This window comes from Pseudomonas sp. D4002 (assembly GCF_013385665.1).
Lineage (GTDB): Bacteria > Pseudomonadota > Gammaproteobacteria > Pseudomonadales > Pseudomonadaceae > Aquipseudomonas.
In genome coordinates, this window is record NZ_JACAPN010000012.1 from 266,249 (window position 1) to 292,599 (window position 26,351).

Annotated in this window: 20 protein-coding genes; 14 read left to right on the forward strand and 6 right to left on the reverse strand. The window is 61.9% G+C overall.

The features are described 5' to 3' along the window. Window positions 1-4: 4 nt before the first annotated feature. The 8 genes from HX824_RS06180 to HX824_RS06215 all read left to right on the forward strand — a co-directional run bounded on the left by HX824_RS06180 (window position 5) and on the right by HX824_RS06215 (window position 9,191). A complete protein-coding gene (locus tag HX824_RS06180; RefSeq protein ID WP_003207537.1) occupies window positions 5-271 on the forward strand; it encodes a DUF2934 domain-containing protein in 267 nt (88 codons plus the stop codon). A gap of 123 nt (window positions 272-394) precedes the next feature. Then, on the forward strand, window positions 395-2,554 hold the full coding sequence (gene glgX, locus HX824_RS06185) for a glycogen debranching protein GlgX (protein ID WP_003207536.1): 2,160 nt from the start codon (window positions 395-397) through the stop codon (window positions 2,552-2,554). Window position 2,555: 1 nt separating this feature from the next. Continuing rightward, window positions 2,556-3,554: an acyl-CoA dehydrogenase family protein gene (locus tag HX824_RS06190; protein WP_177054315.1), complete on the forward strand. Its 999-nt coding sequence runs from the start codon at window positions 2,556-2,558 to the stop codon at window positions 3,552-3,554. Beyond that, window positions 3,551-4,309, forward strand: a complete 759-nt coding sequence (locus tag HX824_RS06195; RefSeq protein WP_076013886.1) for a PIG-L deacetylase family protein — start codon at window positions 3,551-3,553, stop codon at window positions 4,307-4,309. The genes HX824_RS06190 and HX824_RS06195 overlap by 4 nt, the downstream gene beginning before the upstream one ends. Continuing rightward, on the forward strand, window positions 4,306-4,905 hold the full coding sequence (locus tag HX824_RS06200; protein WP_003207530.1) for an SAM-dependent methyltransferase: 600 nt from the start codon (window positions 4,306-4,308) through the stop codon (window positions 4,903-4,905). The genes HX824_RS06195 and HX824_RS06200 overlap by 4 nt, the downstream gene beginning before the upstream one ends. Continuing rightward, on the forward strand, window positions 4,902-5,561 hold the full coding sequence (locus HX824_RS06205; RefSeq protein WP_003207526.1) for a glycosyltransferase family 2 protein: 660 nt from the start codon (window positions 4,902-4,904) through the stop codon (window positions 5,559-5,561). The genes HX824_RS06200 and HX824_RS06205 overlap by 4 nt, the downstream gene beginning before the upstream one ends. A 187-nt stretch (window positions 5,562-5,748) precedes the next feature. Further along, window positions 5,749-6,510 carry a PIG-L deacetylase family protein gene (locus HX824_RS06210; RefSeq protein WP_003207524.1) on the forward strand — a complete coding sequence of 254 codons (762 nt, stop codon included), beginning with the start codon at window positions 5,749-5,751 and terminating at the stop codon, window positions 6,508-6,510. A gap of 95 nt (window positions 6,511-6,605) precedes the next feature. Then, window positions 6,606-9,191, forward strand: a complete 2,586-nt coding sequence (locus HX824_RS06215; RefSeq protein WP_177054316.1) for an autotransporter outer membrane beta-barrel domain-containing protein — start codon at window positions 6,606-6,608, stop codon at window positions 9,189-9,191. Between the two features lie 129 nt (window positions 9,192-9,320). On the opposite strand, the gene glgB is transcribed toward HX824_RS06215, so the two are convergent. The 3 genes from glgB to HX824_RS06230 form a co-directional block, all read right to left on the reverse strand. Continuing rightward, complete coding sequence (glgB, locus tag HX824_RS06220; protein WP_177054317.1) at window positions 9,321-11,555, reverse strand: 1,4-alpha-glucan branching protein GlgB; 2,235 nt, start codon at window positions 11,553-11,555, stop codon at window positions 9,321-9,323. Continuing rightward, window positions 11,552-14,899, reverse strand: a complete 3,348-nt coding sequence (gene treS / locus HX824_RS06225; RefSeq protein ID WP_177054318.1) for a maltose alpha-D-glucosyltransferase — start codon at window positions 14,897-14,899, stop codon at window positions 11,552-11,554. The genes glgB and treS overlap by 4 nt, the downstream gene beginning before the upstream one ends. 173 nt (window positions 14,900-15,072) lie before the next feature. Next, on the reverse strand, window positions 15,073-17,070 hold the full coding sequence (locus HX824_RS06230) for an alpha-1,4-glucan--maltose-1-phosphate maltosyltransferase (protein ID WP_102605565.1): 1,998 nt from the start codon (window positions 17,068-17,070) through the stop codon (window positions 15,073-15,075). Window positions 17,071-17,275: 205 nt separating this feature from the next. Here HX824_RS06230 and HX824_RS06235 point away from each other — a divergent pair, with 205 nt between their 5' ends. Together HX824_RS06235 and HX824_RS06240 are read left to right on the forward strand one after the other, a co-directional pair. Further along, window positions 17,276-17,434, forward strand: a complete 159-nt coding sequence (locus tag HX824_RS06235) for a hypothetical protein (RefSeq protein ID WP_166742161.1) — start codon at window positions 17,276-17,278, stop codon at window positions 17,432-17,434. 195 nt (window positions 17,435-17,629) lie between these two features. Next, on the forward strand, window positions 17,630-18,466 hold the full coding sequence (locus tag HX824_RS06240; RefSeq protein WP_087692383.1) for a hypothetical protein: 837 nt from the start codon (window positions 17,630-17,632) through the stop codon (window positions 18,464-18,466). Between the two features lie 86 nt (window positions 18,467-18,552). On the opposite strand, the gene HX824_RS06245 is transcribed toward HX824_RS06240, so the two are convergent. Next, on the reverse strand, window positions 18,553-19,047 hold the full coding sequence (locus HX824_RS06245; RefSeq protein ID WP_087692384.1) for an MgtC/SapB family protein: 495 nt from the start codon (window positions 19,045-19,047) through the stop codon (window positions 18,553-18,555). 120 nt (window positions 19,048-19,167) lie between these two features. Between HX824_RS06245 and HX824_RS06250 the strand changes: the two genes are divergently transcribed. The 4 genes from HX824_RS06250 (at window position 19,168) to HX824_RS06265 (ending at window position 23,148) form a co-directional block, all read left to right on the forward strand. Then, entirely contained in the window at window positions 19,168-19,407 is a 240-nt protein-coding gene (locus HX824_RS06250) for a DUF3203 family protein (RefSeq protein WP_003207514.1), read from the forward strand. Window positions 19,408-19,591: 184 nt separating this feature from the next. Then, on the forward strand, window positions 19,592-21,007 hold the full coding sequence (gene ccoG, locus HX824_RS06255) for a cytochrome c oxidase accessory protein CcoG (RefSeq protein ID WP_177028187.1): 1,416 nt from the start codon (window positions 19,592-19,594) through the stop codon (window positions 21,005-21,007). Window positions 21,008-21,178: 171 nt separating this feature from the next. Then, the gene (gene mapR / locus HX824_RS06260; protein WP_003207510.1) at window positions 21,179-22,588 is read left to right on the forward strand and encodes a GntR family transcriptional regulator MpaR; all 1,410 of its coding nucleotides are present in this window, start codon (window positions 21,179-21,181) and stop codon (window positions 22,586-22,588) included. Between the two features lie 188 nt (window positions 22,589-22,776). Beyond that, window positions 22,777-23,148, forward strand: coding sequence for a hypothetical protein (locus HX824_RS06265; RefSeq protein ID WP_008435173.1), 372 nt, complete (start codon window positions 22,777-22,779; stop codon window positions 23,146-23,148). 49 nt (window positions 23,149-23,197) lie between these two features. Here the strand turns inward: HX824_RS06265 and HX824_RS06270 are convergent, their stop codons facing one another. Both HX824_RS06270 and HX824_RS06275 read right to left on the reverse strand, forming a co-directional pair. Beyond that, window positions 23,198-23,944: an SDR family oxidoreductase gene (locus tag HX824_RS06270; protein WP_008435175.1), complete on the reverse strand. Its 747-nt coding sequence runs from the start codon at window positions 23,942-23,944 to the stop codon at window positions 23,198-23,200. 72 nt (window positions 23,945-24,016) lie between these two features. After that, window positions 24,017-26,110, reverse strand: a complete 2,094-nt coding sequence (locus HX824_RS06275) for a bifunctional diguanylate cyclase/phosphodiesterase (protein ID WP_177054319.1) — start codon at window positions 26,108-26,110, stop codon at window positions 24,017-24,019. Window positions 26,111-26,351: the final 241 nt, after the last annotated feature.

A 26,351-nucleotide genomic window follows, 5' to 3' on the forward strand; every position in this document is an offset into this window, starting at 1 on the left:
TGCGATGAGTACTGAAGACAAACGTATTCGCGAACTGGCGCATCAGATCTGGGAATCTGAAGGTAAACCCCATGGCGAGGACGCACGACACTGGGAAATGGCGCGCAAACTGGCGGAAGCCGAAGCGCTGACGCCATCCAAGGCACCGAAGGCCGCCGCCAAGGCCAAGCCAAAAGCCAAGCCCGCAGCGGCAGCGCCCAAACCGGCAGCCAAGCCAAGCGCAGTGCCGGCGGCGAAGAAGCCTGCTGCGAAGAAGCCCAAGGCACCCTGACCCAAAGATCCTCCTGCAGGTGCGCCCGCACCGCAGGAGGCTATCCAACTACCGATATCTACCCGGCATCATGCCGGAATGGCCCCGTTCGGCCCGGAAAAACCCTTTTGCAGGAGCATCTCAATGAGCAAACCCAACAAGCCCAACTCGACGCCGGAAAACGAGCCGTCGCGGATTCGTGAAGGTTTGCCCTTCCCTCTCGGCGCGACCTGGGACGGTCTGGGGGTCAACTTTGCGCTGTTCTCGGCCAACGCCACCAAAGTCGAACTGTGCATCTTCGACGACAGCGGCGAAGTCGAGCTGGAGCGCATCGAACTGCCGGAATACACCGACGAAACCTTCCACGGCTACCTGCCCGACGCCCACCCCGGGCTGATCTACGGCTACCGCGTGTACGGTCCCTATGACCCGGCCAACGGTCATCGCTTCAACCACAACAAATTGCTGATCGACCCCTACGCCAAACAGCTGGTGGGCGAGCTCAAATGGTCCGAGGCCCTGTTTGGCTACACCATCGGCCATCCGGACGCCGACCTCAGTTTCGACGAACGCGACAGCGCGCCCTTCGTGCCCAAGTGCAAAGTCATCGACCCGGCCCACACCTGGGGCAACGACCAGCCAGTGCGCACGCCGTGGGATCGCACGATCATTTATGAAACCCACCTGCGCGGCATCACCATGCGCCACCCTTCGGTGCCTGAGGAAGTGCGCGGCACCTGCGCCGGGCTGATGGTCGACGATGTGCTCAAGCACATTCGCCAGTTGGGTGTGTCATCGGTCGAGTTGCTGCCGGTGCACGCCTTCGTCAACGACCAGCACCTGCTGCAAAAAGGCATGACCAACTACTGGGGCTACAACAGCATCGCCTTCTTCGCCCCGGACCCGCGCTACCTGGCCAGCGGCAAGATCGCCGAGTTCAAGGAAATGGTCGCGCACCTGCACGAAGCCAAGCTGGAAGTGATCCTGGACGTGGTCTACAACCACACCGCCGAAGGCAACGAGCAAGGCCCGACGCTGTCCATGCGCGGCATCGACAACGCCTCGTACTACCGCCTGATGCCCGATGACAAGCGCTTCTACATCAACGATTCCGGCACCGGCAACACCCTCGACCTGAGCCACCCGTGCGTGCTGCAAATGGTCACCGACTCGTTGCGCTACTGGGCGACCGAGATGCATGTCGACGGCTTCCGCTTCGACCTGGCAACCATCCTTGGCCGCTACCGCGACGGTTTCGACGAGCGCCACAGCTTCCTCGTGGCCTGCCGCCAGGACCCGGTGCTGCGCCAGGTGAAAATGATTGCCGAGCCGTGGGACTGTGGCCCCGGCGGCTATCAGGTCGGCGGTTTCCCGCCGGGCTGGGTGGAATGGAACGACCGTTTCCGCGACACCGTGCGCTCGTTCTGGAAAGGTGACGACGGCCAACTGGCCGACTTCGCCGGACGCATGACCGCCTCGGGCGAGATGTTCAACCAGCGCGGCCGCCGGCCGTACAGCTCGGTGAACTTCATCACCGCCCACGACGGTTTCACCCTGCACGACCTGGTGTCCTACAACGACAAACACAACGAAGCCAACGACGAGAACAACCAGGACGGCAGCAACAACAACCTGTCGTGGAACCACGGTGTCGAAGGCCCTACCGACGACCCGGAAATCAACGCGCTGCGCCTGCGCCAGATGCGCAATTTCTTCGCCACCCTGCTGCTGGCCCAGGGCACGCCAATGCTGGTAGCCGGTGACGAGTTCGCCCGGACCCAGCACGGCAACAACAACGCCTACTGCCAGGACAGCGAGATCGGCTGGATCAATTGGGAACTGGATGAAGACGGCAAGGCCCTGCTCAAGTTCGTCAAGCGCCTGATCAAGTTGCGCCTGGCGTACCCGATCCTGCGTCGCGGGCGCTTCCTGGTGGGCGACTACAACGAAGATATCGGGGTCAAGGACGTCACCTGGCTCGCGCCGAGCGGCGATGAAATGACCATCGAGCAATGGCAGGACAGCCATGGCCGTTGCCTGGGCATGCTGATGGATGGCCGCGCCCAGGAAACCGGGATTCGCCGCCCGGGGGCCGATGCCACGTTGTTGCTGGTGGTCAATGCACACCACGACATGGTCAATTTCCGCCTGCCACCGGTGCCGGATGGCGGCTTCTGGACCTGCATGCTCGACACCAACCAGCCGGCAGTGCGTGGCCAGGAGCGCTTCGATTTCGATCACGAATACGCGGTCACCGGGCGTTCGCTGCTGCTGTTTGAATTGCAGCATGAGGACGAGGTGTGACATGGCCTTGCATGAGTTTCTTCGCGGCTACCGGGATTACCCGGACACCCAGGCCCTTGGCGCTGCGCTGAGGGCTTTGGTGGAGGAAGGCCTGGACCAGTTGCCCTTGCCGGGCAGCGGGCAAACGTTGGAACGCTTCAGCCGGCTGGCGCAAGTCGCCGGCCATGACCTGCGGTTGTGCAAGTTGTTCGAGGGCCACACGGACGCCCTGGCGATCATCGCTGAACTCGACAGCCCCTTGCCGCCGGTTGGCAGCACGTGGGGCATGTGGGCGGCCGAGCCGCCCACCGCCAAGGTGCGGATCCGGCGTGACGGCCAACGTGTGCGGCTGGAGGGCCGCAAGGCCTGGTGCTCGGGCGCGGCGGTGGTCAGCCACGGGTTGCTCACGGCGTGGGATGAAGAGGATCGCCAGCAACTGGTTGCAGTGCAAATGCACCAGCCCGGTGTAACCGTCACCGATGAGGGCTGGGCCGCCGTGGGCATGGCCGCTACGGGCAGCGTTGAAGTGCTTTTCCACGACGCCGTTGGCCTGGCCATCGGCAAGCCTGGGGACTATTTGGCGCGCCCGGGCTTCTGGCAAGGCGGCATCGGCATCGCCGCCTGCTGGTACGGCGCGGCACAACGCCTGGCGGAGGCCTTGCGCGAGCAGTGTGCAAAACGCCCGGAGCCCCACGCCCTGGCGCACCTTGGCAGCGTCGACAGTGCCTTGCACTGCGCGGCCTGTGTGCTGCGCGACAGCGCCACCCATATCGACCGGCAGCCCAAGGCAGATGCCCGGCTGTTGGCACAACAGGCACGGGCCTGTATCGAAGAAACCGTCGACCAGGTGATTCACCATGTCGGCCGCGCACTGGGCGCCGGGCCGTATTGCAAGGACCCGCATTTTGCCCAGTTGATGGCCGACTTGCCGGTGTACCTGCGGCAAAGTCACGCCGAGCGCGACCTGGCCGCCCTTGGTCAACAAGTCGCCGATGAGCGCCCAGGGAGATGGGAACTATGAAGATCAATCCAATCGTCGGCCAGGGCACGCCCTTGCATTTGTGGCAAAGCTCGTCGCGACTGGCCGAGCTGCCTTGCGTAGACATTGCCGAACTGGTGCCTGAAGGCAGCCGCGCCGTGATCATCGCGCCACATCCGGATGACGAAGTCCTGGGCTGCGGCGGCCTGCTGCAAGGCCTTGCCGCGCTGGATCGCCCTATCCTGCTGATCTCCGTCACCGACGGCAGCGCCAGTCATCCCGGCTCGCGCCGCTGGCCGGTGGAACGCCTGAGCGTGGTGCGGCCGCAAGAGTCGGCGCAGGCCCTGCACCGGCTGGGATTGCCGTTGCACAGCCTGAAATGGTTGCGGGCCGGGTTCAGCGACAGCCAGGTCGCCGCAGGTGAAGAAGACCTGAGCCGCTTTATCGAGCGTTACCTCAAGCCCGGCGACGTGGTCTTCACCACCTGGCGCGAAGACGGCCATTGCGACCACGAGGCTGTGGGCCGTGCCAGTGCCAAGGCGACCCGGGCGGTGGGCGCAACCTTGCTGGAGTTGCCCGTTTGGACCTGGCATTGGGCAACCCCGGAAGACAGCCAGGTGCCCTGGGATCGTGCTCGCAAAATCCTCCTGACACCTGAAGCCGTGGCCCGTAAACGGCACGCCATCCATGCCTTCGCCAGCCAGTTGGAAGGCGACCCGCAGATCGGCCTGCCGCCGGTGCTCGCGCCCTATGTGCTGGAGCGCCTGCTGCAACCTTTTGAAGTGGTGTTCGTATGAGTGTCGCCACGCCCTATTTCGACGAGCTGTTTGCCGGCAACGACGACCCTTGGGCCTTTCGGCAACGCTGGTATGAACAGCGCAAGCGGGCCCTGACCCTGGCGCTGCTGACCCGGCCGCGCTATGCCTCGATCTTTGAACCCGGCTGCGCCAACGGCGAGCTGAGCTTCGAGCTGGCCCCGCGCTGTGACCGCCTGCTCTGCTGTGACACGGCGCTAGCGGCGGTCAGCCTGGCACAGGCGCGGCTGCGGGGTTTCAGCCATGCCACCGTGCAGCAGAGCCGCCTGCCGCAGCAATGGCCCAGCGAAACCTTCGAGCTGATCGTGCTCAGCGAGCTTTGCTACTACCTGGACCCGAAGGATTTCGATGGGCTGATCGATCGCGCCCTCGCCTCCCTGACGCCTGATGGACAAATCCTCGCCTGCCACTGGCGCCCGATCATCGAAGGCTGCCCGCAGACCGCCGAACAGGTGCATGCGCGCCTCGGCCAGCGCCTGGGCATGCCACATCTGGCGCAGCATCACGAAAGCGATTTTCTACTGGATTTATGGAGCCGCGACGGCACCACGGTTGCGACCCTGGAGGGACTGCGATGATCGGCATCCTGATACCCGTGCATAACGAAGAAAAACTGCTGCCCGAATGCCTGAAGGCTGCGATGGTCGCCGCCAGTCATCCGGGCCTGCTGGGTGAAGAGGTGCAGATTCTGACAGTGCTCGACAGCTGCAGCGACCGCAGCGCCATGATCGCCCGCGAATACCAGGTGCACAGCCTGGAAGTGCAGGCGCGAAACGTGGGCCACGTGCGCGGCGTGGGTGCGCGGCACCTGCTTAATAACGGCGCGCGCTGGATTTCCTGCACCGACGCCGACAGCCGCGTCGCTCCCGATTGGCTGGTGGCGCAACTGGCCCTGGGCGTGGATGCGGTGTGCGGCACGGTGACGGTGGACGCCTGGAGCGAGGGCTTCGACCCGGCGGCGCAGATCCGTTATCACCAGGCCTACACCGCCCGGGACGGGCATCGGCATATCCACGGCGCCAACCTGGGCGTCAGTGCCGGCGCCTACGTGCGGGCCGGCGGTTTCGAGCCCCTGCCCTGCCATGAAGACGTGGAGCTGGTGCGCCAGTTGGAGCGCTGCGGGGCTTCCATTGCCTGGAGCCACTCGCCCCAGGTGATTACCAGTGCCCGCCTGGATTGTCGCGCCCAGGGCGGCTTCGGTGATTACCTGAAGAGCCTGATGCAGGCCTCCTGAAAAAATTGCGACACCCGGCGGTGTTAAAGCGGCGATTCATAACTATCATCACTATTCCTTGCACGGCAATCCAGGGTTGGAACGCCGTCGCGCCGCGAGCGTGCAGTACCTGACGCTCGCGTACCACAAGAGCCGTCCCGTCAACGGGGTACGGCCTGCACCACCGATAAACAAGGAAGTGACACCCATGAAGCCTGCACTGTTAAGTGACAACCGCCGGGGCCCCGCGCAAATCTGGAACAGCGCCCCGCAACTCGCGCAAATCCCTGCCATCAACCCCGCAACCCTGGTGCCCAAGGGCGCCCGCGTGGTGATCATCGCCCCGCATCCCGGCGATGAAGTGATCGCCTGCGGCGGTCTGCTGCAATTGCTCAGCACCCTTGAATACTCCCTGCAACTGATCTCCATCACCGACGGCAGCGCCAGCCATCCGGGGTCTGCCGTGTGGCCGGCCAAACGCTTAAGCGTGGTGCGGCCCCAGGAAAGTGTCGAAGCCCTGCGCCGCCTGGGCGTGCCCCTGCACAGCCTGAAATGGATCCGCGGCGGTTTCGCCGACAACGCCCTGGCCGCGCGGGAACAGCAAATGAGCCAGTTCATTGCGCGCTACCTGCAGCCCGGCGACGTGGTGTTCACCACCTGGCGCAACGACGGCAATGACGACCACGACGCCGTCGGCCGTGCCGCTGCCAAAGCCTGCGCAGTCAAGGGCGTGCGCTTGCACGAACTGCCGATCTGGGCGTGGCACTGGCCGCTTCGGGAAACCGCCGCCATCCCCTGGCAGCGCGCGCGCAAGGTGCGGCTCGACACCTGGAGCGTCGCCCGCAAGCTGCACGCCGCCCACGCCTATGCCAGCCAACTGGCAGGCGACCCGGAAATCGGCCTGGCGCCGATCCTGGCGCAGGTGCTGCTGGAGCGCATGCGCGAGCCCTATGAGATTGTATTTTTGTAGGCGCACCCACTCGTCTATACCTGTAACTTCTGACAGTAGCGTACGCACTCTCTGTGTGGCTAGCTTGGAACACCGGCTTGCAGGGAGGGCGAATCATGAGCACGCGGTTTTCATCAGTGACGTATCTGAGCGTCTGCAGCGTGACGACGCTGTTGCTCAATTGGCCTCTCCCCGCGCAGGCAGCCTGTACGTTGGTCATAACCGCAGGCAACGACACCACCCTGTGCAGCGATGGCAGTGCTGGCGCGCTGACGGATTTGCAAGGAAGCAACATCCTTGAGTTCCCCGTCGGCGGCACCGGCATCATCGTCGGCAACGTGACTTATGGCGCGGGAGATGATCGGGTCACGATGGATTCCGGCGCGATCAATGGCGCGATCAACCAAGGTGACGGAAGAAATATTTTCCAGCTGTTCAATGGCAATATCTCCGGCACGGTGACGCAAGGCGCGGGCGGTGATATTGCGCAAATCAGCGGCGGCAGCTCCGGTGCAATCTCTCAGGGTGACGGGGTAGACCAGTACTTCCAGAGCGGTGGCACCGTCGCCTCACTGGCTCAGGGCGACGGCCGTGACGAGTTCACCATGAGCAGTGGCAGGATTGTCGGCGCTTTTGAAGATGGAGATGTAGCGCTGATGACCGGTGGCAGCATCGGACGGGTCGACATGAAGCTCGACAACAACCTGTTTGACCTGCGGGGTGGAGCGATCATCGGCAACCTCGTTACTGGCTTCGGAAACGACACCATCCTGGTTTCCGGAGGAACGGTTGGTGGCAACATCAGCGTCAGCGGCGGCGACGACATCATCAAAGTCAGCGGAGGGGAAATAAGTGGGCAGATCCTCGCCAGCTTTGGCAACGATGAGTTCACTTGGGAAGGCGGCGGTCTGATCCATAAGGAAATCCTCATGGGTGATGGCGCTGACAGGGGTTTCCTGCTCAACCTGACCGAAACCACCCTGGCCTCCACACCACTTCTGGATGGTGGTTTGGGTAACGACACCCTGACCTTCGACAACACCCGATCCGCCACGCCAACCCGCTATGTCAACTGGGAAACCGTCAACCTGGACAACAATTCGCGCCTGCCCCTGGGCGGCGACTTCAAGCTCGGTGACAGCGCTACGGCCACCGGTACCCTGAATATTTTTGGCAGCGCCGCCCTGCAGGTAACACAGGGCAGCATCAGCCCCTTCACGGCCGGGCAACCAGCCAACCTGAACAACGGCGGCCTGATCGACATGACCACCGGCAGTTCCAGCGCCACCGACAGCCTGACGGTCAACGGCAACTACACCGGCAATGGTGGCGAACTGGCGCTGCAATCGGTACTCGGCGCCGACGGCTCGGCCAGTGACAAGCTGGTAGTCAGCCAGGGCACGCTGCAAGGCGGCACCACCATCACCGTCACCAACCTTGCCGGCCCCGGCGCCATGACCCTGCAGAACGGCATCCAGGTGGTTGAAGCGCTTAACGGTGCCACGAGCAGCGACCTGGCGTTTACCCTGCGCGGTGGATCCGTTTCCGCAGGCGCCTATGAGTACTACCTGTTCAAAGGAGGCGTAACGCCGGGCACCGGGCAAAACTGGTTCCTGCGGTCCTCGGTGGTGGCGCCGCCGCTGCCCAACCCTGAGGATCCTGACGACCCAGTGGGCATTCTCCCCCCCGTCCCCGCCGATGGCACGCCGGACCTCCCGGGGATTTTCCCGGGAGAAGAACCCATACCCATCTATCGCCCGGAAGTCCCGGTATATGCCGTGTTGTTTCCCGCCGTGCAGCAGATGGTCCAGGGCATGCTGGGCACCTACCACGAACGCACGGGCGATCAAAGCCTGCAACGTCAACCTGGCGCTTTACCGGCCGGTTGGGGCCGGGTGTATGGCAGCAGCACGCGGCAATCATTCGCCGGCACCGTCAGCCCGTCGCTGGACAGCTCCCTGTCCGGTTTCCAGGTTGGCACTGACCTGTATGCCTGGACCAACGACGCTGGCCTGACCCAACGCTTCGGCTTCTTTGTCGGCCACAGCCGCCTGACCGGCAATGTGGCGGGTTTCAATGGCGGTTTTCAGGGCAAGGACGCCGGCAACACCACCCTGCGCGGTGACAGCCTGGGCGCGTATTGGACGCTCATCGGCGCCAACCGCGCCTATATCGATGTCGTGCTGATGGGTACACGGTTCGATGGCCACAGTGAATCCGACCGGGGCGTCAAACTCCCAACCAAGGGCCACAACGTGCTGGGGTCTGTGGAGGTGGGAATGCCGTTTGCGGTGTCTGAACAGTGGGAGGTCGAGCCGCAGGCCCAGGTGATTGTCGATCGAAGCTATGTGGACAGCCAGAACGACGGAATCTCGGATGTCTCATTCCACGCCGACACTAACGTCGTCACCCGTCTCGGTGTCCGCCTCAAGGGCAGCTACAGCGTGAGCGGCATGCCCCTGCTGCCTTATGTGCGTACCAACGTGTGGCACGCCAGCGCCGGGAATAACACTGTCAGGTTCAATGACAGCACGGACATCAGCACCGAACAGAAGTCCACCACGCTGGACGTCAGCACCGGGGCAACGCTGCAGGTATCGAGTACGGTCAGTGTGTATGGCGAGGTGGGGTACAACACCAATCTGGACAGTAATCAGCTGAATGGGCGCAAAGGCACGATTGGCATAAGGGTCGACTTCTAAGCCACAACACATCCCCACTGTGGGAGCGGGCTTGCTCGCGAATGCAGTGTGTCAGCCAAAAAATCTGGCACTGGTACTGCGCATTCGCGAGCAAGCCCGCTCCCACATGGGGTCTTCATCGGCTGGAAGTCAGGCGTCCGGTCGCAGGATCAGCACGCCCAATGGCGGCAGGTTCAGCGACAGCGACAACGGCTGCCCATGCCTGGGCTCCTCCTCCGTAAACGCCCCGCCACCGTTGCCGAAGTTGGAACCGGCATAGGTGTCGGCATCGCTGTTGATCACCTCGCTCCAGCGCCCGGCAAACGGCACGCCGACCTTGTAGGCCTCGCGCGGTACCGGTGTGAAGTTGGCCACCACCAGCACCGGCCTGCCGTCCTTGCTCCAGCGCAACCAGGCGTAGACGCTGTTGATCGCGTCATCCCCAATCAACCACTGGAAGCCCTGTGGTGCGTCGTCCTGGTCATGCAGCGCCGGCTCTTCGCGGTACAGACGGTTGAGGTCGCCCACCAGTTTCTGCACGCCCCGGTGTTCGGGGTATTGCAGCAGGTACCAGTCCAGTTGCTGATCGTGGTTCCACTCGCGCCATTGGCCGAACTCGCAGCCCATGAACAGCAGCTTCTTGCCCGGGTGCATCCACATGAAGCTCAGGTACGCCCGCAGGTTGGCAAATTTCTGCCAGCGGTCGCCGGGCATCTTGTCGATCAACGAGTGTTTGCCGTGCACCACTTCATCGTGGGAAATCGGCAGGATAAAACGCTCGGACCACGCATACACCAGGCCGAAACTCAGCTCGTTGTGGTGATGGGCACGGTACACCGGGTCCTGCTGGATGTAGTGCAGCGAATCGTGCATCCAGCCCATGTTCCACTTGTAGTTGAACCCCAGGCCGCCCTGTTGGGTCGGCTGGCTTACGCCCGGCCATGCGGTGGACTCCTCGGCGATCACCAGCGCGCCGGGAGCCTCAAGGGCAACGACATCGTTGAGGTGGCGCAGGAAGTCGATGGCCTCAAGGTTTTCCCGCCCGCCGTGGCGGTTGGGTACCCATTCACCGGCCTTGCGCGAATAGTCGCGGTACAGCATCGAGGCCACCGCATCCACCCGCAGGCCATCGATATGGAAATGCTTGAGCCAGTGCAACGCCGACGCCAGCATGAAGCCGTGGACTTCGGTGCGGCCGAGGTTGTAGATCAGGGTGTCCCAATCCTGGTGGAAGCCTTCCAGCGGGTTGGCGTATTCGTACAGCGCGGTGCCGTCGAATTGCGCCAGGCCGTGGGTATCGGTGGGGAAATGCGCCGGCACCCAATCCAGGATCACGCCGATGTCGGCCTGATGGCAGGCGTTGACGAAAAATGCGAAATCCTCCGGCGAGCCGAAACGTGCCGTCGGGGCAAATTGCGACAGCGCCTGATAACCCCATGAGCCGCCGAACGGGTGCTCCATGATCGGCATCAGTTCGATATGGGTGAAGCCCAACTGCTGTACATAAGGGATCAACCGCTCGGTCAGCTCGCGCCAACTGTACTGGCGGGACACCTCGCCGACTTCATCCAGCTCGCACTGCCAGGAACCGGCATGCAACTCGTAGATCGACAAGGGTGCGCTGGGCTTTTGTCGCTCGCTGCGCGATTGCATCCAGTCGTGGTCCTGCCAGTCGACCTGCAGCGGCGAAGCGACCTTGGACGCAGTATCCGGCGGCAACTGCGTGGCCAGGGCCATGGGGTCGGCCTTGAGCGGCAGAATCCCGTGGGCACCGAGGATTTCATACTTGTAGGCCGCGCCGGGCTGCAGGCGCGGGATGAAAATCTCCCACACACCGGACGGATGGCGCAGGCGCATCGGATGACGGCGCCCGTCCCAGATATTGAAGTCGCCCACCACCGAGACACGGCGGGCATTCGGTGCCCATACCGCAAAACGCACGCCCTGGACCCCGTCGACGCTGGTCACTTGTGCCCCGAGGCAACTGCTCAGGTCGCGGTGATTGCCTTCGGCAAACAGATACAGGTCCATCTCCCCCAGCAGCAGTTGCTGGAAGCTGTAAGGGTCTTCGGTGATCTGTTCGCCACCGGCCCACTGGATCTTCAGCAAGTACGCCTGACGGCTGCCGAAATGCCCGACAAACAAGCCTGGCACCTGGGTCGTATCGAGGCTGCCGATGTGGTCGCCGCTGTCGCGGGCCAGGACCTGGACACTCAGTGCTTCCGGCAGGAAGGCGCGAATGAACTGGCCGCCCTGCTCGTCGTCATGGGGACCCAGGATCGAGAATGGATCATGGTGCTCGGCCCGCACCAGGGCTTCGATATCAGCAGGCTTGGGCATCACACTCAACTTTTCCTGCAGCGGTTCTTTGCTTGTAAAACTCATGACGTCTCCCCACCGCGTGCAGTTTTCGATATTGGTTTCAACCCGCTGAGCAGCCCGTGCAAACCTTGCAACGGCACCGGCAACCAGCTCGGGCGATTCTCTGCTTCGTAGGCCACTTCGTACGCGGCCTTCTCCAGGCTGAACAACGCCAGCGCTGCGTCCTGGCCTTTGGCATCCTGCCAGTCATGGGCCAGTGTAGTCGTGGCAGCGTGATAGGCCTGGATAAATGCCTGCCTGGCCTCATGCAAGTAGCGATCCGCCACACGTTGCCGGGACGCATTGGCCTCGGGCGACTGGTCGACGCCCTGCACATTCACCGCCATGGCCGCCGCGTAATCAAACGACCGTAGCACCCCGCTCACATCCTTGTACGGGCTGTGTTTGCCGCGACGCTCAGGCAACGGCCGCGCCGGTTCGCCCTCGAAGTCGATGAGGTAGGCATCGCCCTTGACCACCAGTACCTGGCCCAGGTGCAGGTCGCCGTGCACGCGAATGCGCAACCCGCCCACCGTGGCTTTCGCCAGGTCCTGAACGTGACTGGCGATGGCCTTTTTCTGCTCCAGTAAAGCACTGACCAACGCCTGATCGGCAGGGTTCAACTTGGTTTGATGCTGTTTGAGCAACTGCAAGGCGTGGTCGATTTGTGCGCCTACGTGCCTGGCCCAGCCCTGGCTGTCCTTGAGGGTTGTGACCTCGGGCTTGAAGGCCTTGTTGGTGGTAGGTGCTGCCAGCACCTGGTGCATTTCACCGAGGCGCTGGCCGAGCAAGCCGGCGAAATCCGCCAGCTCGCCAAGGGCGTTGTAGTGCTGTTCCTGCTCGGACATGGCTTCGGCCAGTTCGTCGCGAATCGCTCGCTCCAGGTTATTCTGGGTCCAGCCCCACGCGTCGCCCTGGTTGCTCAGGTAACCCTGGGCGATCATCAGCAGGTTGTCCTGGCCATCGGCGTCGTGGCGGATCACCGAGCCCAGCAGCGGCGAGATATGCTCGTAGCCGGCCTCGGTCAGGTAGGCGCCCATTTCCAGCTCGGGGTGAACCCCGGCGCTGACTTTTCGGATCAACTTGAGCACCAGGCTGCCGCCCACCACCACGGAACTGTTGGACTGCTCCGCCGCGAGGTAGCGCACTTCCGACTCGTCGTTCAATTCCAGCTTGGCCAGTTGCGCCGTGGGCTCGAAGCGAATCTCGCCATCGGTGGAGTCGAGGACGGTTTTGGCCTGCAGGCCCTGGATCACGCCGCGGATATAAGTGTCGAGGCTGAAGGCATCGGTCACCAAACCTACCTGACGCACTCGCCGTACACGGGCAAGCGCAAGTTGTTGCGGCAAGGCGCTGGTGAACTGGTCTTCGCCAAGGAAGCCGAACGGCAGCTGATAGCGGCTGACCTGGCCGGCGCTGGTGACTTCGATTTCACTGAGCAGCACCGGATGCTGCGGGTCGCCGAAGCGCACGCCATAAGCGATGTGCACGCTGTCGATTGCCGTATCCTTGCTGGCAAACCAGCGGCGCTTGGGCAGCCACGCCGGCAACGCATTCTGTTCCAGGGTGGTGCGGCACGGTGCTTCGAGCAATTCTTCCATGCGTTTCTTCAGCACCAGGGTGGTGAAGTCCGGGATGCTTTGTGCCGGTTCCACGTGCCAGCTTGGCATCTGGTTTTCCGCCGCCAGCACGAACCAGTAGAAGCCATACGGCGCCAGGGTCAGCAGGAAATTCAGCTGGCCAATCGGTGGGAAGGCATTGCCACCGAGCATCTCCACCGGAACCATGCCGGCAAACGCCGAGAGGTCCAGTTCTGCGGCCTGGGCACTGCGGGACACGTTGGCCACGCACAGGATGATTTCATTCTTGCCATCGGCGCCTGCGTATTCGCGGGTATACGCCAGGATGCGGCGGTTGCTGGGCGAGAGCATTTTCAGGCTGCCGCGACCGAACGCCTTGGACTGTTTACGCACCGCGAGCATGCGCCGCGTCCAGTTCAGCAACGAGTGCGGGTCCTGGGTCTGGGTTTCGACGTTGACCGACTGGTAGCCGTATTGCGGGTCCATGATCGGCGGCAATACCAGGCTGGCCGGGTCGGCGCGGGAGAAGCCGCCGTTGCGGTCGATGGACCATTGCATCGGCGTACGCACGCCGTCGCGATCACCGAGGTAGATGTTGTCGCCCATGCCGATCTCATCGCCGTAGTACAGGGTCGGCGTGCCCGGCATCGACAGCAGCAGGCTGTTGAGCAGCTCGATGCGCCGGCGGTCGCGTTCCATCAGCGGCGCCAGGCGGCGGCGAATCCCCAGGTTGATACGTGCACGGCGGTCGGCAGCGTAATAGTTCCAGAGGTAGTCGCGCTCTTTGTCGGTGACCATTTCCAGGGTCAGTTCATCGTGGTTGCGCAGGAAGATTGCCCATTGGCAATTGGCCGGGATCTCCGGGGTCTGGCGCAGGATGTCGGTGATCGGGAAACGGTCTTCCTGGGCCAGCGCCATGTACATGCGCGGCATCAGCGGGAAGTGGAACGCCATGTGGCACTCATCGCCGTCGTCGCCCTTTTTGTCCCCGAAGTACAGCTGGGTGTCTTCCGGCCATTGGTTGGCTTCGGCCAGGAGCATGCGGTCGGGGTAGTTGGCGTCGATCTCGGCGCGGATCTGCTTGAGCACGTCGTGGGTTTCGGGGAGGTTTTCGTTGTTGGTGCCGTCGCGCTCGATCAGGTACGGAATCGCGTCCAGGCGCAGGCCGTCGATGCCCATGTCGAGCCAGTAGCGCATCACCGACAGGACGGCTTTCATGACCTGCGGGTTGTCGAAGTTGAGGTCCGGCTGGTGGGAGTAAAAGCGGTGCCAGAAGTATTGGCCGGCGACCGGGTCCCAGGTCCAGTTGGACTTTTCGGTGTCGAGGAAAATGATCCGGGTGCCGTCGTATTTCTGGTCGTCATCGGACCATACATAGAAATCCCGCGCCGCCGAGCCGGGCTTGGCCTTGCGGGCCCGCTGGAACCATGGGTGCTGGTCGGAGGTGTGGTTGATCACCAGCTCGGTGATCACCCGCAGCCCGCGTTTATGGGCTTCGGCGATAAAGCGCTTGGCATCGGCCATGGTCCCGTAGTCGCTGTGCACGCCGCGGTATTCGGCGATGTCGTAGCCATCGTCACGGCGTGGCGAGGGGTAGAACGGTAATAGCCAAATGGTGTTCACACCAAGGTCGGCGATGTAGTCGAGCTTGGCGATCAGCCCGGGAAAATCACCGATGCCGTCGTTGTTGGAGTCGAAATAGGATTTGACGTGAACCTGATAAATCACCGCGTCTTTGTACCAGAGCGGATCTTTGATAAAGGTGGCAGCCTTGGGTTTCTTCGCCATTGGAAACTCCTGGGAATTCGAAAAATTCTGCCTGAAGGAACTCGGTCAATGTGGGAGCGGGCTTGCTCGCGAAAGCGGTATATCAGTGGACCGATTCGGAGACTGACACTCCGCTTTCGCGAGCAAGCCCGCTCCCACCTTTGATCTCCAGTGGTTTGGAGATCGGTGTCGATTCAGGAAACGGTAATGCGCCAGATGCCAAACGGCTGATGCCACGGTTCGATGCGCATCCACTGGGTCTTGCCGTACCAGGTCCAGCGGTGGCCGGTCATCAGGTCTTCGCCCTGGGTCTGGGCATCGTCCGGCAAGCCCAGCTCCCACAGCGGCAACTCGAAATTGGCCTCCTGGGCGTTGAACGGGTCGAGACTCACGGCCACCAGGATAAAGTTGCTGCCATCCTCGCTGCGTTTGCCGAAGTACAGGATGTTGTCGTTCCACGCGTTGTAGAGTTTGAGCCCCAGGTGCGTCTGCAAGGCCGGGTTCTGCCGGCGGATGCGGTTGAGCTGGGCGATCTCGGCAATGATGTTGCCCGGCGCCGTGAAGTCTCGTGGGCGGATCTCGTACTTCTCCGAGTCCAGGTACTCTTCCTTGCCCGGCACCGGTGCCGCTTCGCACAGTTCAAAACCCGAGTACATGCCCCACAGACCTGAGCCCATGGTGGCCAACGCGGCGCGGATCAAGAAGCCGGCGCGGCCGGATTCATGCAGGAAGCCGGGGTTGATGTCCGGGGTGTTGACGAAGAAGTTCGGCCGGAAGCACTCGCGCCACGGCGACTCGTTCAGTTCGCTCAGGTACTCGCTCAACTCGGCCTTGGTGTTGCGCCAGGTGAAGTAGGTGTAGCTCTGGGAGTAACCAACCTTGCCCAGGCGCGCCATCATCGCCGGGGTGGTGAAGGCTTCGGCGAGGAAGATCACTTCGGGGTATTTAGAACGCACATCGCTGATCAGCCATTGCCAGAACGGCAGCGGCTTGGTGTGGGGGTTGTCGACCCGAAAGGTCTTCACGCCCTCTTCCACCCAACCGACCACGATGTCGCGCAACTCGACCCACAGGCTGGGAATCGCGTCGGCCGCATAGAAGTCGACGTTGACGATGTCCTGGTATTTCTTCGGCGGGTTCTCGGCGTATTTGATCGTGCCGTCGGGCCGCCAGTTGAACCAGCCCGGATGCTGTTTGAGCCACGGGTGGTCCTGGGAGCACTGGATGGCAAAATCCAGGGCGATTTCAAGGCCATGGTCGGCGGCGGCCTTGACCAGGTTGCGGAAATCCTCACGGGTGCCCAACTGCGAATGGATCGCCTCGTGGCCGCCCTCTTCGCTGCCGATGGCATACGGGCTGCCCGGGTCGTCCGGCCCGGCGGTCAGGGAATTGTTCTTGCCCTTGCGGTGGCTGCGACCGATCGGATGGATCGGCGGGAAGTACAGCACGTCAAAGCCCATGTCGTGGATCATCGACAGCCGTGAGTGCACATCGTTGAATGTGCCATGGCGGGCGGGATCGTCGGTGATCGAGCGGGGAAACAACTCGTACCAGCTGGCAAATTGCGCAGCCTCGCGCTCTACATCAATCGGATACACCGGGCTGATGCTCAAATAGGCGCGGTGATCGGCCTGGGTCATCAGGTGTGCACTGTCTTCGTGCAGGAACAACGCGACCTGCTCGGTTTCCAGCAAACCGGAGAGTTCGTGGTGCAGCAACATCAAGCGGTCACGCAGCTCATTGTCACTGCGCTCGGCGGCTTGCAGGACCTGGCTGCGGCCTTCCTGCAACTCCAGGCTGACCGGCACCCCGGCCTCGTGTTTCTTGCTCAGTTCGTAGCGAAAGCTGGCAAACGTGTCGATCCAGGCTTCGATGCAATACTCATGCGGGCCCTGGGCGGTCACGGTGAATGCACCCTCCCAGCCGTTGTTGCCGACATCGGTCATGACCACGCTGTGCCAGCTTTCTTCACTGCGCGGGCGCCAGCGGATCATCACCGCAAGCTTGTCGTGGCCATCAGCGAACACTTTGCTGGCAACCTGCACGCGCTGGCCAACCACAGCCTTGACCGCGAACTCGCCGCCATCGATCACCGGGGTCGTGCTTTCAATCGCGATCCTTGGCAGCAACAGTGCCTGGGACAGCGGTAATGTGGAGGTTGAATCGTCTTGAGTCAGTGTTTCAGCAGTCATCGAGCATCTCCCCTTAACGCCCAGTGGACGCTCTTGTGCTTGATTCAAATTCTGAAACGACGCCACTCTCCCTGAGCAGGGCCGTCTAGGTTCCGAGCATGCCGACGAGTGAAAAGTTCAGGCGGATATCCCGCCATCGGGCGGGGAATCAAATCCACCACGCGATTGTCCACCGATAGAGCAAAGCACAAAGGAGGCCATACCGATGAATATCCCTATTCCGGCTGAAACGCCTGATCCCAATATAGATAAGCCCACATTACCGCCGACCGAACCCGATCCGGTTCCAGAGCAGGAACCGCCAGGCACACAGCCGCCACCGGTGGAGGAACCACCGACGACGATGCCGCCGGTGATTGTCTGAAGATACCGATCACAGGAAGTAAAAAGCGGAAGCTTCAGGCTTCCGCGTTTACTTGAATCTATAAGCTGCAACTTCATTCACAAAAAATTATAAAGAACTGTCAAAACCGACATTATCAGCCGAGACGAACGCCGCCCATGATCAAAGTGTGCGACGCGCGAACAACAGAACAATAAAACCTCTCGGAGCTACCTCATGAAAAGAACAGCCGCCTACCTGCTGCTTTCCCTTTGCACCTTGACCGCCTGCACCACCGAACCCTCCGGCCCGCTCGATACGGAAATCGCAAGCAAATTAAACAACCGCTACCAGGACACCGCTGCTCAGTGTGCCGATGGCCTGGCCCTGTATCACTGCAATGGGGTGCTTATTCGCGTCACTGACAGCCTCATAGCATCGCCCGGCGAGCTTGAGCGCAATGCCGCCGCATTCTCTTACCTGCGAGCCGACCTGGGTATCAGGAAGCTGTTTGCACGGGACGCTGGCGTAATAATGTCGGCATTGCCCTCCACCGCAGCGGGCCCAATCAGCGTGCGCTGCTCTTTTCCCACCAATGGTGCGACGGGTGACCGCCCGGATGGATGCGGCGAAACTTCCAGGGAGCTGCCAGGCTACCAGCGTGAATGGAGCCGGCACTGCGATGAGCAAGGCGTGGTGGATGGCCCCACCTGGCTGGCCCACTTCAACAAAGTCAAACCGGCTTATTTTTTTATGTGTGCGTTTCGTGGATCGGTGCAGCAGTTTTCTCTAAGCATCACTGTCAGAAAACTGATGCCGGCAAACTATATTGAAGATTGGAATGAAGTCGTCACCTCAGCCTGGACAGTGTCCGAGATTGATAAAGTCCCCTTCCAGGCTTTCTTCTATAACGCTGCCAACTTGCCAGGAAGAGATGCGGCCAAGAAACTTCAGCGCGAGTATTACGGCTATACGCAGCGCCTGCTTCCGGTGGTTCGTGTTGACTTGCTCGCTCAAGACCAACGCATATTCGCGTATCACAAAGAAGATCAAATCACCATTCCGGTACAGTGATCAGTCCAGCAGGAGCGTGAAGTTGCACACGCCTCGATATCACGCTGTCAGCCCATTCACGCGCGACCTGATGAAACATACGGCGACTAATTCTTTTCCAATAGCCTGACGATTCTTGGCATCACACTGAACACCGCCAAGGCCAACAACGTGCTGAGTACCGCCGTGGATTCCCGCCCCATTCCCGCCGCCACCCCAATGGCGGCGGTCATCCACAAGCCGGCGGCGGTGGTCAGCCCTTTGACGTGCTGACCCTCCTCGTCTTCCTTGCCCTTTAGGATGGTGCCGGCGCCAAGAAAGCCGATACCCGCGATCACGCCCTGCAGCACACGGCTCATGGCGTCTGCCTGGGAGCCGGACATGCTCGGCACCAACACGAACAGCGCGGCGCCGAGGGCCACGAGCATGTGGGTGCGTACCCCGGCGGCCTTGCCTTTCTGTTCGCGCTCGTAACCCAGGATCCCGCCCAATATCGCCGCAATCAGCAGCCGAACGGTGATTTGCGTGAGTTGCCGGGCATCGCCGATATCGGCAAATTCCGCTTGCAGGGTTACCCAGACTTCATGCCACCAGGCGTCCATGGACGTTTCCTTGTTGGGGGTCGATAGAACATGGACAGCATCGACCGTCAGTCAGTTGCGCAGAACCATTGCCTGCGCATCCCACCCTAATCAGTAATAGCCCACAAAAAGGAGATCGATATGCCCGTACGTATCGAAGGTCAGCAATGTTTCTTCACCGTCGATGTGGACGGCCACGAGAAACAACTGGAAGCCACCCATGTCACGGTCGAAACCGACAGCGAGAAATCCATGTCGTTCGTGAAGCTGAACGGTGACCGCACCTATATCACCGAAGCCGAAGCCGACGCATTGACCGTAGCGGGTGCCAAAGACGGCCGTAAGCACTTGAAAGCTACCGACGGTGATTCGGTGATTTGATTGACCTGGATCAGCCCCGCCTCAAAAGCGCTGCACCCCGCGCACCACCGGGTGCAGCACATTGTCGCAGGCATGCACGGGCGGCCCATCTGATCCGCTTTTTATCGCCATACCTGAGTCTGTTATGCAAACAGAGCGCCGGTCATAGTTCATCTGCCTGATGGAGGCTGATGAGCGAAAGACCATGAGCGATAGAATCCCCGTCCGAACCGTAGAAGTGTTTGAGCCTGCACATCCAAAGAAGATGAAGGCCAAATCCAGCGACCACCTGATTCACACCCGCAGTTTTACCGGCCTGTTCCGTACCTTGCGCGTGGCAGGCGCAGGCTTTCTGTTCCTGGCATTTTTCGGCACCGTGTGGCTGAACTGGGGCGGACGGCAGGCGGTGTTATGGGACCTGGCTGAAAGCAAATTCCACATCTTCGGTGCCACGTTCTGGCCCCAGGATTTCATCCTGCTGTCGGCGCTGTTGATCATCTGCGCGTTCGGCCTGTTCGCCATCACCGTATTCGCAGGGCGGGTGTGGTGTGGCTATACCTGCCCGCAAAGCTCGTTTACCTGGTTGTTCATGTGGTGCGAAAAGGTCACTGAAGGCGAGCGAAACCAACGCATCAAGCTGCAAGCTGCGCCCTGGAGCCTGGACAAGCTGGCGCGGCGCTCGGCCAAGCACACGCTGTGGCTGGGGATCAGCGTGCTGACCGGGCTGACATTTGTCGGCTACTTCACGCCGATCCGGCCGCTGGCCGAGGAGCTGCTGACCTGGCAAATGGGCGGCGTAAGCCTGTTCTGGGTGCTGTTCTTCACCGGCGCCACCTACATCAACGCCGGCTGGCTGCGTGAAGCGGTGTGCATGCACATGTGCCCGTATGCGCGGTTCCAGAGTGTGATGTTCGACAAGGACACCCTGACCATTTCCTACGACGTAGCCCGCGGCGAGAACCGTGGCCCGCGCAAACGAGACGTGCAACCGGCGGACGTCGGCCTGGGTGATTGCATCGACTGCCAGCTGTGCGTACAGGTATGCCCCACCGGCATCGACATCCGTGACGGCCTGCAAATGGAATGCATCGGCTGCGCCGCGTGTATCGATGCCTGTGATTCGATCATGGATAAAATGGGCTATGCCCGCGGCCTGGTCAGCTACACCTCGGAGCATCAGTTGCAAGGTGGCAAGACCCATCTGCTCAGGCCACGCCTGATCGGCTACAGTGCCGTGCTGCTGGTGATGATCGGCGCGCTGGTGGTGGCGCTGGTGGAACGCCCGATGGTGTCGCTGGACGTGACCAAGGACCGGGGGATGTTTCGCGAGAACAGTGACGGCTTGATCGAGAACATCTACAGCCTCAAGGTCATCAACAAGACCCAGCAGCGCCAGGATTACCGCCTGGAGCTGATGGACGGCGACGGCTTCCAGCTGCAGGGCAAGACCGAGATCAGCCTGGCACCAGGTGAGATTACCGATGTGCCGGTGTCGGTGGCGATGACCGCAGAGAAGCCCGCCAGCAGTTCGCAGACGATCCGCTTCAAGGTCTCGGACGTGGATGAGCCGTGGATTTACAGCGCGGCGGACAGCCGGTTTGTGGCGCCATTGAATCGCTGAGCCCAAGCTTTCAGCAACACTGGAGATCAAAATGTGGGAGCGGGCTTGCTCGCGAAAGCGGTGTGCCAGTCAATGGATACATCAACTGAAAGATTGCTTTCGCGAGCAAGCCCGCTCCCACCGTTTGATCTGTGTTCAATCAGCAAAATCTGTTCAAAGCACTGAGCCCCAATGAAACGCTACGAGAAATTCGCCGACGACATCGCAGAACTGATCCGCTCCGGCGTGCTCGGGCCCGGCCAGCGCGTGCCTTCGGTGCGTTATGCCAGCCAGACCTACGGTGTCAGCCCGTCCACGGTGTTCCAGGCGTACTACCTGCTGGAGCGACGCGGGCTGATCCGCGCCCGGCCGCGCTCCGGGTACTTCGTCAACACCCATGCGCCCAGCCCGTTTTCCGAGCCGGTGGTGAGTGCCCATGTGCACGAGTCCACCGAGGTGGACGTCAGCGAATTGGTGTTCTCGGTGCTCGATTCCATCAAGGACCCGCAAACCGTGCCCTTCGGCTCGGCCTTCCCCAGCCCGACGCTGTTCCCGCTGCAACGCCTGGCCCGTTCCCTGGCCAGCGCCAGCCGGGAAATGGACCCGCGCATGGTGGTCACCGACATGTCGCCGGGCAACCCGCAACTGCGCCGGCAAATTGCCTTGCGCTACATGGTGGGCGGGCTGATGCTGCCCATGGAAGAACTGTTGATCACCAACGGCGCCCTTGAAGCACTGAACCTGTGCCTGCAAGCCGTGACCGAGCCGGGCGACCTGGTGGCCATCGAAGCACCGGCGTTCTACGCCAGCCTGCAAATCCTCGAGCGCCTGAAACTCAAGGCGGTGGAAATCCCCGTACACCCACGCGATGGCATCGACCTCAAGGTGCTGGCGCAAAGCCTGGAGCGTTACCCGATCAAGGCCTGCTGGTGCATGACCAGTTTCCAGAACCCGATGGGCGCAACCATGCCCGAGGCCCGGAAACAGGAACTGGTGGAGTTACTGCGCAGCCACCAGGTGCCGCTGATCGAAGACGACGTGTACGCCGAGTTGTACTACGGTCAACAGGCGCCCAAACCGGCGAAGGCGTTCGACACCGAAGGTCTGGTGATGCATTGCGGCTCGTTCGCCAAGAGCCTGGCTCCGGGCTACCGCATCGGCTGGGTCGCCGCCGGACGTTATGCGCAGAAGATCGAGCGGCTGAAATTGATGACGTCGCTGTGTGCCTCGATGCCCGCCCAGGCGGCGATTGCCGATTACCTGCAACACGGCGGGTACGACCGGCATCTGCGTAAATTGCGTTACGCGCTGGAAGAACAGCAAAGCGCCATGCTCGCCGCCATCGCGCGCTATTTCCCGGCGCAGACACGGGTCAGCCAGCCTGCCGGCGGGTACTTCCTGTGGCTGGAATTGCCGGAGCAGACCGACTCGTTGAAGTTGTTCCAGATGGCGCTGGCCCAGGGCATCAGCATCGCACCGGGACCGATCTTCTCGCCGACACAGCGCTTCAGGAACTGCATTCGCTTGAACTACGGCAGCCCGTGGGATGAGTCGTGTGAGAAGGCGATGGAGACGCTGGGGAAGATTGTGCGGTCGTTTTAACCTACGGATGGGAACCGTAGCCGGGCTAAGAACCACACAGGAGTGCGCTATTTCTTACGATAGAAAGAGCGCATTCACTTGGTTCACATCAGAGATGCCTTATGACTATTTCTTCAGCTGCCGGCCTGCGACCCCTTCCCGTTCCCCCCCACTATATGCGTGCCGCAGAGCAGCAACAGGTGCGCGAAATGACAGGCGCTACCGGGCGCCCCGCGGGAGATCATCGATCGAGTGACCAGATTACCGAACAAAGCCCTGTGCTGAAGAACTTCCTGGATAACCGCGACCACTACGAAGTGAGCGATGACCTGAAGCGCCAGGTGGGTGACTGGAGCGCGGCCAACCAAGACCCGGACTCTCGCGCCGACGCCACCTACAACCTGGATAAGGTACTGCGATTTATCGACAACGTGGACGATCTCAAATTAAGCGCCAGCCATAGCCGCAACGGTGTCCTGGACGGTTTTTCGAATCACGGCTACGCCATTCATCCAGACTCGGAGGCCAGCCTGCTCAAGGCGTTTTCCCTCAGGGGCTATGAAGCGCTGCGCGGCGCCTGATACCTGGGCTGTGGCGAGCGGCGTGCCCCTCGCCACAGGCGGTACAAAACTAACGACCGCCCGCCAGGTCAAGAAAGGTTCCCGTCGCATAGGACGCCTTGTCCGAGAGCAGCCAGATAATCCCTTCCGCGACTTCCTCTGCACGCCCGCCACGGGCCATGGGGATGCCCGGTTCAAGCTTGCTGACCCGATCCGGGTCGCCGCTCAGGGCGTGGAAGTCGGTGAAAATAAACCCGGGACGCACGCCATTGACCCGGATCCCCTCGCCCGCCACTTCCTTGGAGAGCCCGAGAGTGAAGGTATCCAGCGCGCCCTTGGACGCGGCGTAATCCACATATTCCCCCGGCGAGCCCAACCGCGCGGCGGCCGATGAAACGTTGACGATGCTGCCGCCCTGCCCGCCATGCTTGGGCGACATGCGCAGCAGCGCATGCTTGGCACACAGGATCGGCCCCAACACATTGGTCCTGAGGGTCTTCAGGATGCGGAACTCGGACATCTCATCGACCCGCGACTTGTGCCCGACGGTACCTGCGTTGTTGACCAGTGCCGTCACCCGGCCCAGTTCGGTATCGACCCGGTGGAACAGGCCAATCACTTCGTCTTCAATGCTGACATCAGCCCGCACGGCAATCGCTTGGGCGCCGAGGGCACGCACTTGCTCAAGTACGCGGTGGGCGGCGTCTTCATCGGCCTGGTAATTGATACAGATGCGATAGCCCTGGGCGGCGGCCAGCAGCGCCGTGGCGGCGCCGATCCCACGACTGCCACCGGTGATGACGACGACTTTGTCCATGTGTAAGGTCTCCTGGTTCAACGTGAGCTGATGGATCCAATACTACCTGCGCCCTGCAGGTTTTGCATGGGCTCACATCACCGAATGCACACTCACCACCTGCTCGGCGCGCTGGATGTCGGCCATGAAACCCTCGGCCGGCAACGGATGCCCCAGCAGATACCCCTGAAGCGAATCGCAGCCCAGCCGGGTGAGGAAGCTCTGCTGTGAGTCGGTCTCTACACCCTCGGCCACAATACGCAGGCCCAGGGCCTGACCGAGGGCGACGATGGCCGAGACGATAGCCGCGTCGTCGCTGTCGTGCTCCAGGTCACGCACAAATCCCCGGTCGATCTTCAGCTCATTGGCCGGCAGGCGCTTGAGGTACATCAGGCTCGAATAGCCGGTACCGAAGTCGTCGATGGACAGGTCGACGCCCATGTCCGAAAGCTTCTGCAACACCGTCATGCTCGCGTCGGCATCGCTCATGGCGGTGGTTTCGGTGATTTCCAGGGTCAGGCTGTTGGCTGGCAAGCGGTGGCGTTCCAGGGCAGCGGCGACACTCTTGACCAGCCCGGCGTGGCAGAACTGCAACGCCGACAGGTTCACGGCAATGCGCCAGTCGTGATAGCCCTGGGCATACCACACCTGCATCTGGCGGCAGGCTTCGTTGAGTACCCATTCGCCGATGGGGATGATCAGCCCGGTCTTTTCCGCCAGCTCGATAAACTTGTCCGGCAACAACAGGCCTTGTTGCGGGTGTTCCCAGCGCAGCAGCGCCTCGGCACCGACCGGGCGGCCGCTGATGGCGTCGAACTTGGGCTGGTAATAAAGCCGGAACTGCTCGTGCTCCACGGCATTGCGCAAGTCCTGCAGCAGTTGCAGTTGCTTGCGCGCATTGGTGTTCATCGACACGTCGAAAAAGCTGTAGCCGTTCTTGCCCATGCCCTTGGCGTGATACATCGCCGCGTCGGCGTTCATCAGCAGTTCCTGGGGCGTGGCGCCGTTGCCGGGGAACAGTGCGATGCCGATGCTGGCGGAGATTTTCAGCTCATGCTCGGCGACGTGGAAGGCCTGGTTGATCATGCCCACCTGGCGCTCGGCCAGGCGCAACGCATCGTCGGGCTGGCCCAATTGCACCAGCAATACAAACTCGTCACCGCCGATGCGGGCCAGGGTGTCCTGGCTGCGCAAGTCTTCGCGCAGGCGCAGGCCGACTTGCTGCAACAGCTGGTCGCCCATGTGGTGACCAAAAGCGTCGTTCACCGGCTTGAAGCCGTCCAGGTCGATAAACATCAGCGCGAAGCAGCCGCCCTCTTCGTTCACCCGCTGTATCGCCTGCTGGATCCGGTCGGCGAGCAGGGTGCGATTGGGCAAGCCGGTGAGCATGTCGTGCAGGGCCAGGTGGGTGAGTTCCTGGTTGGCCTGGGTCAGGGAGTCGGCCAACACCGCGGTGCGGGCTTCCAGGCGGGCGTCGGCCAGGGAGGTCAGCAGCGCGATGATCAACACTGCCAGGGTGGTGACCAGCACCAGGTTATCCAGGCCCTTGCCACTCAAGCCGTCCAGGGCCGCGCCGCAGAAGCTGCCATCGGCGAAACGCGCGGCGGCCATGCCGGTGTAGTGCATGCCGACAATCGCCACGCCCATCACCATCGCCGCCCCGCCTCGGGCCAACCGCACATACGGCGTGTTGCGCCGCAGGTTGAAGGCAATCCACAACGCCGCCGCCGACGCACCCACGGCAATCAGCAACGAGGCGGTGAACAGCGTGGGGTCGTAGTCGATGCCGGGGGTCATGCGCATGGCGGCCATGCCGGTGTAGTGCATGGCGCTGATGCCGGCGCCCATGATCAATGCGCCAAATGCCAGTTGCCACGCCGGCAAACTCGGCTGGCTCACCAGCCACAAGGCAAAACCGCTGGACAGGATCGCGATCAACAACGACAGCGCCGTGATGCCGACGTCATAGCCGAGGCTGATGGGCAGGCGGAAGGCGAGCATGCCGATAAAGTGCATCGACCAGATGCCCACGCCCATCGCCAGCGCGCCGCCGCCCATCCACAGGTACACCGCGCGGCCCCTGGCAGTGGCGATGCGGCCGGTCAGGTCCAACGCCGTATAGGATGCGAGGATCGCGACGAACAGGGAAATCAGGACCAGGGCGGGGGAATAACTACCGGTGAGCATGGGACTTCTCGTGACCTATGGGCCGAACGGCATCCGTGCCGGGCTGAAAAGTCAGGGATTGTAGCGAGAATAAATCTTGTACACCTGAAATATTGTCGTATAGCCATCATTCAAAATTTGACGCCAATCCGCTGGCTCAAAAACACCGCAGAACCCTTGTGGGAGCGGGCTTGCTCGCGAAAGCGGCGGGTCAGTTCATACACAGTTGACTGACCCACCGTTTTCGCGAGCAAACCCGCTC

Excerpts from the sequence above, each read along its gene's own strand:
- HX824_RS06180 (WP_003207537.1), top strand. The coding sequence starts at position 5 with ATGAGTACTGAAGACAAACGTATTCGCGAACTGGCGCATCAGATCTGG.
- glgX (WP_003207536.1), top strand. The coding sequence starts at position 395 with ATGAGCAAACCCAACAAGCCCAACTCGACGCCGGAAAACGAGCCGTCG.
- HX824_RS06190 (WP_177054315.1), top strand. The coding sequence starts at position 2,556 with ATGGCCTTGCATGAGTTTCTTCGCGGCTACCGGGATTACCCGGACACC.
- HX824_RS06195 (WP_076013886.1), top strand. The coding sequence starts at position 3,551 with ATGAAGATCAATCCAATCGTCGGCCAGGGCACGCCCTTGCATTTGTGG.
- HX824_RS06200 (WP_003207530.1), top strand. The coding sequence starts at position 4,306 with ATGAGTGTCGCCACGCCCTATTTCGACGAGCTGTTTGCCGGCAACGAC.
- HX824_RS06205 (WP_003207526.1), top strand. The coding sequence starts at position 4,902 with ATGATCGGCATCCTGATACCCGTGCATAACGAAGAAAAACTGCTGCCC.
- HX824_RS06210 (WP_003207524.1), top strand. The coding sequence starts at position 5,749 with ATGAAGCCTGCACTGTTAAGTGACAACCGCCGGGGCCCCGCGCAAATC.
- HX824_RS06215 (WP_177054316.1), top strand. The coding sequence starts at position 6,606 with ATGAGCACGCGGTTTTCATCAGTGACGTATCTGAGCGTCTGCAGCGTG.
- glgB (WP_177054317.1), bottom strand. The coding sequence starts at position 11,555 with ATGAGTTTTACAAGCAAAGAACCGCTGCAGGAAAAGTTGAGTGTGATG.
- treS (WP_177054318.1), bottom strand. The coding sequence starts at position 14,899 with ATGGCGAAGAAACCCAAGGCTGCCACCTTTATCAAAGATCCGCTCTGG.
- HX824_RS06230 (WP_102605565.1), bottom strand. The coding sequence starts at position 17,070 with ATGACTGCTGAAACACTGACTCAAGACGATTCAACCTCCACATTACCG.
- HX824_RS06235 (WP_166742161.1), top strand. The coding sequence starts at position 17,276 with ATGAATATCCCTATTCCGGCTGAAACGCCTGATCCCAATATAGATAAG.
- HX824_RS06240 (WP_087692383.1), top strand. The coding sequence starts at position 17,630 with ATGAAAAGAACAGCCGCCTACCTGCTGCTTTCCCTTTGCACCTTGACC.
- HX824_RS06245 (WP_087692384.1), bottom strand. The coding sequence starts at position 19,047 with ATGGACGCCTGGTGGCATGAAGTCTGGGTAACCCTGCAAGCGGAATTT.
- HX824_RS06250 (WP_003207514.1), top strand. The coding sequence starts at position 19,168 with ATGCCCGTACGTATCGAAGGTCAGCAATGTTTCTTCACCGTCGATGTG.
- ccoG (WP_177028187.1), top strand. The coding sequence starts at position 19,592 with ATGAGCGATAGAATCCCCGTCCGAACCGTAGAAGTGTTTGAGCCTGCA.
- mapR (WP_003207510.1), top strand. The coding sequence starts at position 21,179 with ATGAAACGCTACGAGAAATTCGCCGACGACATCGCAGAACTGATCCGC.
- HX824_RS06265 (WP_008435173.1), top strand. The coding sequence starts at position 22,777 with ATGACAGGCGCTACCGGGCGCCCCGCGGGAGATCATCGATCGAGTGAC.
- HX824_RS06270 (WP_008435175.1), bottom strand. The coding sequence starts at position 23,944 with ATGGACAAAGTCGTCGTCATCACCGGTGGCAGTCGTGGGATCGGCGCC.
- HX824_RS06275 (WP_177054319.1), bottom strand. The coding sequence starts at position 26,110 with ATGCTCACCGGTAGTTATTCCCCCGCCCTGGTCCTGATTTCCCTGTTC.